16 protein-coding genes are annotated in these 13,134 nt (G+C 44.4%); 3 read left to right on the top strand and 13 right to left on the bottom strand.

What is annotated here, in order from left to right; all coding sequences use genetic code 11:
- Together IQQ51_RS24660 and IQQ51_RS24655 are read right to left on the bottom strand one after the other, a co-directional pair.
- The coding region (locus IQQ51_RS24660; protein WP_228013222.1) for a phage tail protein at nt 1-551 on the bottom strand (551 nt) is incomplete at its 3' end.
- The gene (locus tag IQQ51_RS24655; protein WP_193842394.1) at nt 548-1,168 is read right to left on the bottom strand and encodes a phage tail protein I; all 621 of its coding nucleotides are present in this window, start codon (nt 1,166-1,168) and stop codon (nt 548-550) included. The genes IQQ51_RS24655 and IQQ51_RS24660, both read right to left, overlap by 4 nt.
- A 120-nt stretch (nt 1,169-1,288) precedes the next feature.
- Here IQQ51_RS24655 and IQQ51_RS24650 point away from each other — a divergent pair, with 120 nt between their 5' ends.
- Nucleotides 1,289-1,744, top strand: coding sequence for a hypothetical protein (locus IQQ51_RS24650; RefSeq protein ID WP_193842393.1), 456 nt, complete (start codon nt 1,289-1,291; stop codon nt 1,742-1,744).
- A 123-nt stretch (nt 1,745-1,867) separates the two neighbouring features.
- Nucleotides 1,868-4,162, top strand: a complete 2,295-nt coding sequence (locus IQQ51_RS24645; protein WP_193842392.1) for a phage tail tape measure protein — start codon at nt 1,868-1,870, stop codon at nt 4,160-4,162.
- A 44-nt stretch (nt 4,163-4,206) separates the two neighbouring features.
- Here the strand turns inward: IQQ51_RS24645 and IQQ51_RS24640 are convergent, their stop codons facing one another.
- Nucleotides 4,207-5,280, bottom strand: a complete 1,074-nt coding sequence (locus tag IQQ51_RS24640; RefSeq protein WP_193842391.1) for a site-specific DNA-methyltransferase — start codon at nt 5,278-5,280, stop codon at nt 4,207-4,209.
- A gap of 202 nt (nt 5,281-5,482) precedes the next feature.
- Nucleotides 5,483-5,725, bottom strand: coding sequence for a hypothetical protein (locus IQQ51_RS24635; protein ID WP_193842390.1), 243 nt, complete (start codon nt 5,723-5,725; stop codon nt 5,483-5,485).
- A 193-nt stretch (nt 5,726-5,918) separates the two neighbouring features.
- Here IQQ51_RS24635 and IQQ51_RS24630 point away from each other — a divergent pair, with 193 nt between their 5' ends.
- Entirely contained in the window at nt 5,919-6,077 is a 159-nt protein-coding gene (locus tag IQQ51_RS24630; protein ID WP_193842389.1) for a hypothetical protein, read from the top strand.
- Nucleotides 6,078-6,114: 37 nt separating this feature from the next.
- Here the strand turns inward: IQQ51_RS24630 and IQQ51_RS24625 are convergent, their stop codons facing one another.
- The 9 genes from IQQ51_RS24625 to IQQ51_RS24585 form a co-directional block, all read right to left on the bottom strand.
- Complete coding sequence (locus tag IQQ51_RS24625; RefSeq protein ID WP_193842388.1) at nt 6,115-6,408, bottom strand: hypothetical protein; 294 nt, start codon at nt 6,406-6,408, stop codon at nt 6,115-6,117.
- Between the two features lie 152 nt (nt 6,409-6,560).
- On the bottom strand, nt 6,561-6,998 hold the full coding sequence (locus IQQ51_RS24620) for a hypothetical protein (protein WP_193842387.1): 438 nt from the start codon (nt 6,996-6,998) through the stop codon (nt 6,561-6,563).
- Between the two features lie 10 nt (nt 6,999-7,008).
- Entirely contained in the window at nt 7,009-8,328 is a 1,320-nt protein-coding gene (locus IQQ51_RS24615; protein ID WP_193842386.1) for a phage minor head protein, read from the bottom strand.
- Entirely contained in the window at nt 8,316-9,434 is a 1,119-nt protein-coding gene (locus IQQ51_RS24610) for a phage portal protein family protein (protein ID WP_193842385.1), read from the bottom strand. Before IQQ51_RS24610 ends, IQQ51_RS24615 begins: the two co-directional genes overlap by 13 nt.
- A complete protein-coding gene (locus tag IQQ51_RS24605; protein WP_193842384.1) occupies nt 9,373-9,801 on the bottom strand; it encodes a hypothetical protein in 429 nt (142 codons plus the stop codon). The genes IQQ51_RS24610 and IQQ51_RS24605 overlap by 62 nt, the downstream gene beginning before the upstream one ends.
- Nucleotides 9,801-10,820 (bottom strand): major capsid protein, encoded by a 1,020-nt coding sequence (locus IQQ51_RS24600; RefSeq protein ID WP_193842383.1) that lies wholly within the window; start codon nt 10,818-10,820, stop codon nt 9,801-9,803. Before IQQ51_RS24600 ends, IQQ51_RS24605 begins: the two co-directional genes overlap by 1 nt.
- Nucleotides 10,821-10,884: 64 nt before the next feature.
- Nucleotides 10,885-11,787: a hypothetical protein gene (locus tag IQQ51_RS24595; RefSeq protein ID WP_193842382.1), complete on the bottom strand. Its 903-nt coding sequence runs from the start codon at nt 11,785-11,787 to the stop codon at nt 10,885-10,887.
- On the bottom strand, nt 11,787-12,140 hold the full coding sequence (locus IQQ51_RS24590) for a hypothetical protein (protein WP_193842381.1): 354 nt from the start codon (nt 12,138-12,140) through the stop codon (nt 11,787-11,789). Before IQQ51_RS24590 ends, IQQ51_RS24595 begins: the two co-directional genes overlap by 1 nt.
- A 12-nt stretch (nt 12,141-12,152) precedes the next feature.
- Nucleotides 12,153-13,112: a hypothetical protein gene (locus IQQ51_RS24585; RefSeq protein WP_193842380.1), complete on the bottom strand. Its 960-nt coding sequence runs from the start codon at nt 13,110-13,112 to the stop codon at nt 12,153-12,155.
- Between the last annotated feature and the right edge of the window lie 22 nt (nt 13,113-13,134).

The raw sequence follows: 13,134 nt of genomic DNA, 5'->3' as shown, positions 1-13,134 counted from the left end.
TATATATCATTGTTGGTATTGCCTAGAGATTCTGCATACGCGGAGTAGTCCATTGGGCTTAATAGCGACTGAATGTTCTCTTTAAATGATTCAAAATCACTCACCGTGACAAATTGTTTAGTCGTGTCCACGATAATGGTGACAGTGTCTTGGTTCTCAACCGGGACATGAACCATGATTTTTCGCATAGCAAACAATGACACTAATGTTTCTGCCATGCGTGCCCACACGATTAAATCGCCGTCGTCATCAAATAACCCCACTTCGCGTAGCCACTTTCCTTTGTATTTTGCTGCCATTTCGGATGACATAATAATTCCGGCTGCAAGGTAGCCTGAGCCGCGCTCTGTGATTGGCTCTCGGCCGATTTCATTAACAAGAGATGTCCCATCAATGCTAGGTATAACAACGTCACCGTTGCCATCCCCTAAAGCTAGTTGAGTAATTGAAAGTGCTTGACCAGTCGCTAACGCATTAAGTTTTTGCTTACCAATATCAGTAAGTACGGCATATTGCTCTGAGTCGAAAGAAGAACGCATGGATTTATTCATTTTGCTGGTATCTCTATATCTTCATAAACAGTGACATAAGGCGCTACTTTTACGCAGCCATTAACGTTGGACTGTGGCGGTTTGGGCCCAATAGTGATCGAATGTATTGCAGTTTTATAAGCGCCTAAATAAATTGACACTTCATCATTAACTTCAAATCGAACATCCCAGTGTTGGCTACCTCGTTTATTGCGCTCGATAGCACTTGCAATCGTGTTTTGCAGTGGCTTATCAATCAAGTGACTTATTTTGTTGACTGGCAATGAAACAGTAAAAGTGCCGTTTTGAGCAACAGGAGTTTTTTCATGCCAAAGGATGATCTCAGATTCTAAGCTGCTTAAGTTAAGCGCTCTCTCAACAGCCCATGTCGTTCCTTTAAAACGAAATAGCACTAACGCATCTTTAACGGATGCTCTTTTTTGCTTAATAGACCACTTGTCATCCCATTGCTCCGCTCTGAACCACCACGCTAACCAAGGAAGAAATGACTCGTGGACATGATCTACATCCATAACATCGAGGCTTTTAATCGCTTCTCTAAGCGCATTCAACTCTTCGGTTGTTAAGTCATCTAGCGCTCGGATTCGCGCATCACTTCTCAGTATTTTTGGCAGCATTGGTCACTCCATTTTTGATGCTTGGAAGTGTATCTATATCGCGCTCGCATGCGCGGCGAATGACCATTTTTCCCTTGTTTAAAAGTACGCTTTAAACAACTTTTTAAACGGGTAAAAACAATGAAAGACCAAGATAAAATTGAAGAACAACTACCAGTTGAAATTGACGCCTCCGATGATGCGATCATTGCCCAATGCATTCTGAAACATGACATCTGCCCACTGAAAACCCCCATCAAATTTAACAGTAAAACTTATGACTGTTTGATTCGTGTTCGACGAGCAAAAGTCGGTGATCGCATTCAGGCTGTGAAATGGTCAATAGATCAATATGACGGCGAGTTCATGGATGCCGTTCGTGCTCATTTACTCTCGGAGATATGTGAGTTCGGCACTTTAGTTCTGGAGCGGGAAGAACCTATCAAAACAAAGGATAAAACCAAAAACAAAGACGTTATCACTATCAAATCTGCAAGACTTAAAGATGAGCCTGTAACGCTACCGGTGGATACCATCATCGATATGATGGATGTGGGGGATTATGTCAATGCATCATACTTGATGGGAAAGAACTGAACCTGATACGAATGGAGCAAGCTCTATTTGATAGAGCGTTTGAAGCGCTAACGAATAGGCGTAACGGGCTATTGTCCGTATCAGAATTAATGGCCATGGACTGGGCTGAGTTTTCTTACATACTTGAGAGATACAACAATGTCAATAAGCAAAAAAAATAGCGGATTTGCACTAGAGCTTCTTGTTGGGATTCAGGATGAGTTCAACAATAAATCGGTCGCGATTCAAAAGGAGGCCAAGAAGCTTGAATCTGAGGTGAAAAATCTTCAAAAGACTACTGGTGATATTGGCAAATTTCAAAAGGCTCAAAAAGCGTTAGAGGAACTTGAAGGCCAGCAGATAAAAAATTCTGAGGCTATTGAGAAACATAAAGTTGCTATTAAGGGACTAAAAAAAGAATCCGGCGATACGACTCAATTAAAGTCGCATCAACAGGAGTTACGCCGATTAGAGAAGAATAACAAGGAAGTAAAAATCTCAACGAATGAGTACGAGCGAGAACTACGCCGCCTAAAGCGTTCGCTATCAGAGACTGGCGTTGATCTAAATAATTTGTCTAGCGAAGAGACACAGTTAAAAACAAAGATCGACAAGACCACTCAGGCGCTAAAAGAGCAAACTCAAACCGTCAACAAACTCGGCGATGCTCGCTCAAAGATGGAGAACTTTGGTGAGAAAATGGGACTTATTGCTGGCGCGGTAACGGCTGCAGGCATATTGGCCTATCGTGGGAACGATATGCAAAAACATAGCCTGATGTATGCAGCCAGAACAGGCACGGATATTTCAGAAGTGAACTCGGAGGAACAGCAAAAGTTTCGAACTGATTTAGTCAGACGTTATGGATCAACCAGTGGTGAGATATTTACTGCTCAAGCCATTGCTACACAGCAAGGTCTGAGCGACGAAGAATCACAAGAGTTAACTAAGTCCATCTTATCTGTTAGAGAGCTGTACGATAATTACGATCCACAGGAAATCGCACGAGGTGTAGCCAATGCGGCCAAAAGCTTTGGTGTTAGCATCCAAGAAGCACATAACCGGATCATGGATATCAGGACGCAAGCTGGTGATGCTAACGGAGATATATTCGATACCTTTGCTGAATACTCTCCGGTGATAGGCGATAAGTTATCACTCGATCAATATTCCGCAATATTAATGGCTGGACGTAAAGCTGGTGTGTGGAACTATGACAAACTGGGTGATTCGTTAAAAGGCTCTTTTCAGGAGCGATTTAGCGATATCGATGAGTTTAGAAAGTTAGTTGGCCATAATGATAAAGCAGGAGCAATTGGACTGATTGAAGATGAGAACGTGCGCAATAACGTTTTCGAATCAGCTCATAAAATGCGTCAATCTGTGAGCAGTGGTGAAGGACAAGGTGAAGCTTATGCTAACTTTATGCAGTCGCTAATACCTGTCATGGAAAGCGATCAAGGCATCGTTAAAAATATCCTGCAAGCTGCTGGCGGCACAATACTCAGTGAAGACGTTGGCAATAAAGCCATCTTTGCAATGGCGGACGCGTCGAACAATCCTGAGAAATATCTAAACAAAGAGTATGACTTATACAAGGTTGCCGATAGTGTTCAAACTGCGTTTGAAAAAGGTGAGCATGCTTTAATGGCTTCACAATCAACTCTCGATGCATCGATGGCAAAGATGATTGGTTCGCAAGATCATCTCGCAGAGAAGGTGTCTGAACTTAGTCAGTCATTTACTGATTTTGTTATCGAGAACCCAGCAGCAGGATATGCCGGTGTTATCGCTGAAATAGCCATTGCCGGAGCGCTAGGTGGTGGTGCTGTTTGGAAGCTTCTTAAAAACCGCCTTCCCGGTGGGGTTACGGATATCGTCGAGAACCCTCTACGTGATCAAGACGACATTAACAAAACTGACCCAAACAAAAGTGGTCGAAAGCCAAAATTAAGCCGTATAGCTAAGATGCTGGCGAAAGCTGGCGTTACTGCTTATGGTGTATCTCTTATTCCTGATTTTTCGCCAGTTAAGATTGGTAGAGCGAATGAGCGAGATGATCGAGCGTCATTCTTTGGTATGACTAGCAGTGAAACTGGACGACTTGGAATTGACCAAACCCTCCTACCTAAAAAAGCCGGTATTATGGATGTGTGGGATGAATGGTTCGGTACAACGCCAGAAGTCAAAGCGGTAGAAGAACTGGTGACAGGAACGCCACCAGCACCAACAACCGCCGCAACTCCAAGTGGAACGACGGTGCAATTCACCTACTCACCGCAAATTAGTATTGAGCTAACAGGCGCATCGCAGGAGCAGGCAGAAGCATTATCAACATCGCTGGTCGATGCGCTTCGCAATGCAACTCCAGAGCTTGAGCAGCAGCTTCGAGACGTGATGAGCGACATACTTAATAGCTCTGACTACCTTGCAAATTAAAGCCGCTTTAAACTTACGTTAAAGACCCTTAACGGGCCTTTGTCTTATTCACTCTCATTCAATCGCTTAACAACTTCGTCAATTTCTTTTCGAGTTTTATCGTAGGTTTCCTCTTCAAACTCGATACCGATAAATTTACGCCTTAAAGCGACACACGCCTTACCCGTTGAGCCACTACCCATAAACGCATCCAGAACCACATCGCCCTCACGACTGCTTGTCGTGATGATATGCTCAAGCATTGCGGCAGGTTTCTCACAAGGATGTTTGCCCGGGTAATATTGCACTGGCGCAAAATGCCATACGTCGGTATAAGGCACGTCGGCTGTCACACCAAATGGTCGGCGCAAGTTTTCATATTGAGCTTTTAGATCATCGTATTCTTTTACCAGAGAACCATAGGTTTGCTGTAAGCTTTGGTACTGCTCACTCAATTCTTTATGGCTTTTTGATAGTTGGCCAGCTTTGGCTTTAAATAGCTTCTGCAGTTTATTGTATTGCTGCTCGTTCGGTAGTGCCCATTGATTAGGACTAAACCAGTGCGAGCACATCTTTGAGCTGGTTGCTTCGTTGATCTCTTTTGCGGTAATACCCAGTTCTTTACGCGCATTAATAAAGTAGTCCATTAATGGTTTAAAGACATCTTGCTTTAGGGCCTTACATTTTGAGGTGTAACCAGCACTGCCTTTTGCAAAGCCCTCTGCATTGTAATGACCAGCAAACAGAATGCGTTCAGTTGACGGGAAGAACTTGCGCAAGTCCGGCTTGTGCATACGTCGCCAAGGGCCGCTTGGCTTCGCCCATATAATATGGTTAAACACTTCAAATCGTGAGCGCATGAGTATTTCAGTATCAGCGCCTAGTGTTGAACCACAGAACAGGTAAAGACTACCGTTTGGCTTTAGTGCGCGCCAGAACTCCACCAGCACCTCGTCAAGCCATGCAAGGAAGCTTTCAACATCTAGCCATTGGTTATCCCATGAATTGGCTTTGACGCGAAAATATGGTGGGTCAGTTAAAATCAGATCAACAGAATTGTCGTCAAGAGTTTTTAGATAGTGCAAGCAATCTGCATTTGCGAGAGTGATTTGGTTGTTGTGAAGTGTGTGTTCGTGCATTCGTATCTCCTCGTTAAAAAGAGCCTTGAATACAAAGCAGCCACCAGCCTAAATAAAGAGACTGGTGGCGTTTCAATGCTTCCTCTCCAACCGTGTTGGGTCTCAGGTACTCAAGGCATCAAAACACGAAGAGAGCTTATCACATTATAACTGTATGCACATACAGTTATTGGTAAGTTGGTTTGCAGATATAGAGAGCAAGTTATGGCAGCTTATGAAGTAAGTCACCGCCATCAAAAGTCAAGAACAAGCGCTTATCTACAATTTCAACAAGGTCGAAGTGTTGTAGCTGTTCAACGACTAAGTCAGCATGAACAGAACTAACACCATGTTGAACAATACAAGGATTGGATATCACATCCTCACATCGAGGATTAGTTGTTTGAATGCAATTTAAAATCGCCTTAATCAGTGGCTTCTTATTTTCTTGAATACCGAAAAACATGGTTAAAACCTTGGGTTGGTGTTTGTCATTGACACGAACCATTACATTCGAGGCCAAAGCTATCCAGTCCTTGTTTTAAACAATATGCGTAACAGTGATGGTGAGCTGGTTTTTATCATTCAGAAAAAATAAGAGTGGCTTGTCATTCCCTGTCAGAGCTAGTGTGCATTGAACCCAACTTGATAAGATATTTATGAAATACAAGCAAGCGCAGCAGCTTCTAGGTTTTACTTCTAAGATGTCGCTAGAAAAGCGAGCTGAACTAGCTCAGGTTAATTTAGATACTTATACTCGCCAGACACCACTGCGTTACAAAGTGGCATGCCGCATACTGATAGAGGCCGCTAGATAGAAAAAGGCTTTGAAAAAAATCAAAGCCTGAACAAAAGCTATTTCTTTGAAGCTAAAGCCATTTGAAGTGCAGTTGTATCAATTTTAGTTCCAAGAGTTGAGCAGCGTTTCTCCAACTGTTCTCTCACTGTGTAAGACGGAGAGTTTCCATCTATTGTAGTTACTATTGTTGTTTCCCTATCTAGAAAACCAAAGAAGTCTTGAAAATCTGGTTCTTGAAATACATCCATTGTGGTCATTGGTTTAACTTGATTTTCAGCATCAATTGTAAATCCAATGACGGAATAACGTTCAAGAAATATATAGTCGCCATCATCGCGAATTTCACTCACTTCAAATAAGACTGGATAACTATTAGCATTAAATCTGCGGTGTCATCACAGTAATAAGACGTCACCCAAAAAGCTGCTAGCATTACTAAAAAGCCAGCGTGATGCTGGCTTTTGAATTGGTGTAGACATGTGAATTGTGCGCTTAATTATGGTCACTCAACGACATCATAAGAAGACAACTCACTTAACGGGATTGTTTTCGGCTTAATGACCAGCCTTAATTCTTGATAGTCATCAACGAGTTCATCTAACAATCTTAAACATCCTTTCCTAGCTGCACTGGATCTTGAGTAGTAAAGGGCAAGCCCATCTATAGAAAGGCAATATAGAGTTACTTCATCTTCTTTTTCGATCTCTCGAATCTTTACCTCTACGCAGCTCTTTATGTTTTGCAGGTCATTCTTATCGAGACCTGCTAATGCTTTCGAGTAACTAGATTTTATTTCAAGATTTTCTAAGATAGACAGTGCGCGACACATGCCGTTCACCACGTTTCTTAATGGCTCATATCCTTCATAAGAAGGGCTACTAGTACATTCAGCAATGTCTTCTTTAATTGCGTTAACGGCGGATTCGTAGTTAATGATCATAAATACTTACCTAATGAATATGAATAAAGTCTGCTTGAAGTTTTATCAGATCTGAAGCTTTGTAATATTGAACACTGTAAGCTGGTTCGCCACCAAACGCCATAACCATCATGACCGCCTTGTGCTTATCATCGAGATTAAACACATACTGCAGTGCTGGCATAAATTCACCCTCTGGCCACTCATCAAAACCAAACCACACTTCATCTGCAGTACCGAGTTCTAAATCGTTTAAATCCTCTTTAAACGGGTTTAAAGCATCATTTTTTTTAATCGAGCGATTTAAGACACTGGTGGTCACTTTGGTTTTAGCCAGATTGGTCATTTGCTCTTTGATAAGCGATTGGCTTTGTGCGTGTGAGTATTTTAAGATCTTTTCAACCAGCCCATACTCTTGCGCGTTCTTCATCAGTGACGGAGGCAAGGTCTTCATCGATACCAGTGGCGAGCTTCTAAATTGATGCTCTTTCGCAAACGTCTCATCATCATGGATTGAGGCGGTCGTAATTTTTGCCCATTCTCTTTTTTTGTTATCGGGTAACTTATCAAATTGAGCGCGAGTTAATACCGATACCGTACCACGACATTTGTGGTGATTCGGTGGATAGAACTCCTCCCAAAATGGATCGCTTTTAGGTTTGGCCACATCGTTTAACTCTTTGCAGAGTTTGGTCGTGCCGTTATCCATCACTGAGTTATAGACTAGCATCTCCACCAAATCATTGTCCGCTATCTGCGTCCAGCGACCTGTATTATAGGCGGTCATCATATTGTTGCGATAATGCAGCTCTAGCCAGTACGGATTGGCTTCTGAAATGCCTGTTGATTCAAGGTAGGCATCGATATTGCGCAGCACTTCAGGACGGCTCTGACCTTCACTGAGCGCATCTTCATACAGCTTTTTAACACGGTTGACTGCCTCTACACTGGAGACGTTCGCAATTGTAAAAGCGCGTAGCTTCATTGACGCTTCAGTTTGTCTATAGGTATCACCGTCGGTCGGTATCATCGATGACAGCGCGTCAATCGCCTCTTGAAACGGCACCGGGTCAACAGCAAGTAATATCGGCGCATTGGCAAGTTCTATGCTTTCTTCGATTTGCTTTTGGATATGGACTTGTCCAAGCATCCAGCTCACCAGCATCGATGCCGTGTAGGTCTCAGCATACACATCAAGGTAATCCCCAATACTCTCGCTGCCGCTTTCTACTGCGTGTTTCACCGCTTGTGAGAGTTTGCTAGCGGTAAAAGAAAGCGCCTCATTTTCGAGGCGCTCCATTTTGTCTAAGTTGAGTTTTTCAGCGCTTGCTATCGTTTCTAAAGTAGCCATAAATGCTTCGCCTCTCCGGGATTGGATAATTCGATTTTAGGTACGCCAGATATGCTGGATTCCGTTGAACCCGTGCGAATGTTTTGCAAGATGGTTTTAAACTTCTCTTCATCAACCTTCATGCGAACGTGGCCCTGTTTGTTGTTCGCCATAAAAATCCATTTAAGCAGGGTTTGGTTCAACGCCTTATAAACCATCTTCGCATCTGCTTTGGCATAGAAGAGTGCGTTCATCTGGTGAACCTCACCCATCGAGTGAGAGCCGTATTTCTGATTACCCGTTGATAGTGTTTGCCCAGTTAAGCGATAGGTGATTTTGTTATCGATGTACTCTATCGATTGAAGCAGCTCTTCGATCTTGCCAGTGGCTGATAAGGTTTTAATTTCTTTCACCCCACTAACCGCTGCCACATCACCGTTTGCCAATGGTGCAAGGGCATTAGCTATCTTTTGAAGTTCGTTTGCATCGTTGGTGCTTTCAGTAATGGCCACCACGTTTGGGATCGCGTACTTCTCGCCAAGGCGTTCGATGTTTGCCCAGTTCACCCATTTGGTTTGCCAGATAGCCCACAGCGATTCAAGAATCGATTGCCCGTAAGGTTTATCGCTAGACGCTTCTCTAAGAACGGGAATGAATTGCCCCATCGGTACAGGTTGCAATGCGCCATAAAGACTATCGCGATACGCAAGCTGGCCATCACGCAGCATGTAAAAGCTTTCCGGGCGTTTGGCTTCGGATTCAATGGGGATGATGCTGTTGCTGTCTTGTTGCCATTTGATTTGCACCGGGCGAAAACCAAACTCAGAGGCAGTTAGCATACGAAGGATCAAGTCTTCCATATCAAAGTCAGCCAATATCGCTTTAGCGTTTGCGATATCAGCTTGTGAGCCTTCGATGATAAACGGGATTTGTGAGGCGTAGGTGTGGCGCATATCGACATCTGAGCTGATTTGCTCATCAAGCAGCATCGCTCGGATTGCGCCGAAGTAGTAGTTCGTAACGTTGCAAGAATCAGCGCCGATTTCACTTGGCTGCGGATAAAAGTTATCGATGATTCCAGCGGGTAGGTCTGCCACTAGGTTTGTAAACAATGTTAGATTTTTCATCTTTTGCTACTGCTGCTCCAACGTATACAGATGTGCCATTGCTGCTTTGTGAAATACCAAGGATTGAGTCAATCAATGCCTGCGCCATATCTTTGGGATCATCAATACTAAAAAAGTGATGGGCATTGAGATGATAAATTGCCATTTGAACCATCGCGGCACTGATGACTTCTTTATCGGATTGAGAGAAGGCTTTGGTGAGATTGCCTGTTTTTGCAAGGTAGCTATAACACCAAATCGCGGCGCTCTTACAAGAACTGGTGACGTTCTCGCCGTCACCAAATGCGAGCGAATCAAATATCTGATCATCAAGGGCGTTTTTCACGCCCTCTGGAGTGACCAGCGTTTTAAGCTCGTCGAGTGTCATTACGCCACCGCTGCAACTGCATCGTTACACCAACAGATAGCGCCAACGACAACCACCGGAACAGGCTTCGAGTAACCGATGATGGTTGCGCCACTTGGGTCTTCCACCTTCACCGTCTTAGAGAAGAACGGCAGCGCTTTCAGACCTGCATCGAGATCGTCAATCGCAAGGTAGTAGAAGCTATGGCCTGCTTCCAAGTCAACCATACACAACGCATCTTCTGGCATCTTATCGACTTTGGCCTGACGACCACCAACAATCGTGTCGTACTTACCTGACAGACGCACAACCTTATAGCCACCGATAGTGATTTCATTCTCATTGATGGTCACTTGGATATTGCGCGTATTATTACTGGTCGCCTTATCCATGATGTGTGAGAACGCGACACGACCAGCATACGTAAGCGAGCTGCCGCCATAACCATTGTCTTCGATATTCTGCTCCATGGCTTGAAGCATCTTAAATACGTCGGACAGTTTGGTGTTTGGATCGGCTAGGTTGATGTTGCCAGCCGCTGCTTGGTAGACAGCAGGCGTGCCATAGTTAATCGAGAATGTATCAAACTGACCATTCTCAAGTTTTAATGGGTATTCCACTCGGCCCGATAGCGCTTGGCAACACATCGCTTCGATACCTTTATCGATGCGCTTGAGCATCTTATCGTTTTGCAAATCGAAGTATTGCTTCGGCATTTTCAAGCCTTGCGACTTCAGGTTGTTTAGACGAGCGGCGGTCACGTGCTGCGACATCACAAAACCTTGCGGTTCAATGCCATTTGCTTCTGCTCCTTCGTCCATCAGAGCCAGTGACGCGCTGCCACGGCGAACAACAGGCACGTTCGTTAGCGTGTCTTTGATTTCAGAAAATGGAAGCGTCACATCATGCCAGAAAATAGCCGGGCCAAAGACTGCGTTACGCACTGGCATATTCACAGGTTTTAGCTTGCGATATTTGTTTAGGTATTCACCCCAAACATCCATCTTTGTGTAGCTACGAAATAGATCGATAATATCCATGATTAAAATTCTCTTTATGCACTTTTTACAATGCGCCTTTAAGGGGATTTAAAGGCGCTTTAAATTACTTGATACTAACCATGACTTGGTCGGTTAACTCGCCTTCGTGGGCAACTAACATTGCATCACCAGCCGCAACAGGAAGAATGGCTCCCGTCTTCACATCGACTTGGAATACCCCTTCGTCAGAGCTTTCAAACTCAACGTCGGTCTCTTCGCTTGTGGCTTTGAACGATATCGGCAAATCCAGCACCTGGCCGATAAAGGCTGAGGTTCCCAGTTCAAGCTCGATATCAAAATCATCACTTGGACGCACAAAACCAAAATCGGATTTCAGATCATCATTTAATTGGTCAGTCAGATCATCGGAATCAGTCAGGGTTAATGTCACTTCCATCTCTGACTTAACGCCTGCATGCCATTCATCTTTGTAGAGTGTGAGCGACAGAGTCGATTGACCTTCGCCTTTGATAACGAACTCGCCATTTTCAGCACTGATGACCGTCTCATCTGAGCTGCGCATCACTTCACGCTGCTCATGTGGGTTGTGGTACAGAACTAAGCCTTCGGTTAAAAGCGAGGCAAGAGTCTGGCCAATATCGTTAATGCTAAAACCAAGCTCTAAGGCTTCTTGAGCAAACCCCGGTTTGTTCTCCAGAGCAGAGTCAGCTAGAGGCACTTGATTGTTTTCTTTTGGCTTACTTGAGATATCAATTGAAACGCCACCACTTGACTGCTCAAGCTTCAACTGAGCGAGCACTTCATTAACATCCACACCCTCTTGTAACTGCGGTTGCGATGCAGACAGAGCATGTAAAACTTTCGCTTCTTCAATCACGGCATTGATTTTTTCAGCGCAGTTCGCACTCATAAACAAGAAGCGAGAATGACCACCCAGTTGAGTCATAGCGAGCATCAGCTTGTTGTATTGCGCACAAAAGGCGATTTCTTGCGTTTGTTTATCCATTACCATTCACCCTCATCCCATAAGTCACTCAGTGTCAGAGTGAACTGTGCAGCGGCTGGTAGTGCTGAGTCATCGTCAAGAACCGCATGCTGGCGCACGTAGTTACCTTTCACTAGCGCAGAGACCGACGAATCACCCGTCATCTGTTTTGCTGTGATAATGGCAAGGCGGTGCGGCGTGGATGGCGTGGTTGTGCCATCCCAACGACCTTGAATACCTGCTGCTGTCACTAGCACAACATGACCAATATCAAGCCCCGTTACCGAGCCTGCATGAATTTGGTGGATACGGTTGTTGTTACCTGCAGCAACCACATTTTTATTGGTAATTGTTTGCTTGGTTGAAAATTCCATAGTCGTACTCGCTTACCATTCATCAGATCGGAAGGTCTCTTTCTCGCCGCCTTTGTCGTCGGAAAGATTGATCTCTTCAAATGGATTAAAAGAAGGCTTAGCTGGTTGCGCTTTGATGAGGGTTTTAATTTCATTAAAGCGTGAGCCTTCGCCTGAGTTACACAGCTCGATAGCGGAAGCGTTTTTGATCATTGAAGTAATGACGGTTTTCATTCCTTCACTCAGATTGGATGAATCCGCCAGCTCAGTCAGTTGGTCGCGACGATCGCCTGCCATCGTTTCTTGCATCAGTTTGACTTGAGGGTTTTCAAAATCATCGCCACCTTTGCCATCACCATCTGGCTTTGTCGGCGGTTTGGTTTCAGGTTCTTTTTTTGTTGGGTCGGCTTCTTCTTCCGCTTTAAAGCCAAGCGCTTCACCGAGTTGTGTTTTTTCTTCTTCCGAGAAGCTTTTAATCGCTTTCATTAGATCTTCAAATTTCATGATGTCGTTTTCACTCGCTTGTTTGTTCTCAGGGATAATGCTGGCAGCAAGCAGTAGTGGTTCATCGCTTGTTCCATCATCGCTAAGTTGGATTAAATTATGAGTTTCAATGTCTGCTGCAGGCGGCAATTGACCGAGCTGCGCAACGTGATGAAGATAAAACTCTCCTGGTTTACCAGGATGTGGGTAGATACCAGCGCTTTGCCCTTCAAACTTGCCCGCATCCTCTAACCCCTCAAGCTCTGGTGTGTAGATTTGCTCACCAAAAAGGGCTGGTTTGCCCTTGGCGTTGTTCTCTACACGTAAGTTAGCAATGCGACCAAGGGCTGCGACTTTGTCATCCCCTTTTTCGGGATGACCTAAAGTGACAGGGGGCCGAGCATCCTTATTGAAATTGCGCACCACAGAGCGAAGCACTTCTTCGCCCACAGGCTTGCCATTTCGCTGAACACCTTCCGCCACAATCTCTAGTGTACGAACACGTGGCATGACGCCCCCTTACAAGGTGATA

This window comes from Vibrio sp. OPT18, from assembly GCF_015163615.1.
GTDB lineage: Bacteria > Pseudomonadota > Gammaproteobacteria > Enterobacterales > Vibrionaceae > Vibrio > Vibrio coralliirubri.
Note: the sequence above shows the minus strand (reverse complement) of the source record. Positions and strands in the feature narration are given on the sequence as shown.

What these genes read in the sequence shown, in the direction of transcription:
- IQQ51_RS24655 (WP_193842394.1), bottom strand. Translation starts at nt 1,168, where the DNA reads ATGCTGCCAAAAATACTGAGAAGTGATGCGCGAATCCGAGCGCTAGAT.
- IQQ51_RS24650 (WP_193842393.1), top strand. Translation starts at nt 1,289, where the DNA reads ATGAAAGACCAAGATAAAATTGAAGAACAACTACCAGTTGAAATTGAC.
- IQQ51_RS24640 (WP_193842391.1), bottom strand. Translation starts at nt 5,280, where the DNA reads ATGCACGAACACACACTTCACAACAACCAAATCACTCTCGCAAATGCA.
- IQQ51_RS24635 (WP_193842390.1), bottom strand. Translation starts at nt 5,725, where the DNA reads ATGTTTTTCGGTATTCAAGAAAATAAGAAGCCACTGATTAAGGCGATT.
- IQQ51_RS24630 (WP_193842389.1), top strand. Translation starts at nt 5,919, where the DNA reads ATGAAATACAAGCAAGCGCAGCAGCTTCTAGGTTTTACTTCTAAGATG.
- IQQ51_RS24620 (WP_193842387.1), bottom strand. Translation starts at nt 6,998, where the DNA reads ATGATCATTAACTACGAATCCGCCGTTAACGCAATTAAAGAAGACATT.
- IQQ51_RS24615 (WP_193842386.1), bottom strand. Translation starts at nt 8,328, where the DNA reads ATGGCTACTTTAGAAACGATAGCAAGCGCTGAAAAACTCAACTTAGAC.
- IQQ51_RS24610 (WP_193842385.1), bottom strand. Translation starts at nt 9,434, where the DNA reads ATGAAAAATCTAACATTGTTTACAAACCTAGTGGCAGACCTACCCGCT.
- IQQ51_RS24605 (WP_193842384.1), bottom strand. Translation starts at nt 9,801, where the DNA reads ATGACACTCGACGAGCTTAAAACGCTGGTCACTCCAGAGGGCGTGAAA.
- IQQ51_RS24600 (WP_193842383.1), bottom strand. Translation starts at nt 10,820, where the DNA reads ATGGATATTATCGATCTATTTCGTAGCTACACAAAGATGGATGTTTGG.
- IQQ51_RS24595 (WP_193842382.1), bottom strand. Translation starts at nt 11,787, where the DNA reads ATGGATAAACAAACGCAAGAAATCGCCTTTTGTGCGCAATACAACAAG.
- IQQ51_RS24590 (WP_193842381.1), bottom strand. Translation starts at nt 12,140, where the DNA reads ATGGAATTTTCAACCAAGCAAACAATTACCAATAAAAATGTGGTTGCT.
- IQQ51_RS24585 (WP_193842380.1), bottom strand. Translation starts at nt 13,112, where the DNA reads ATGCCACGTGTTCGTACACTAGAGATTGTGGCGGAAGGTGTTCAGCGA.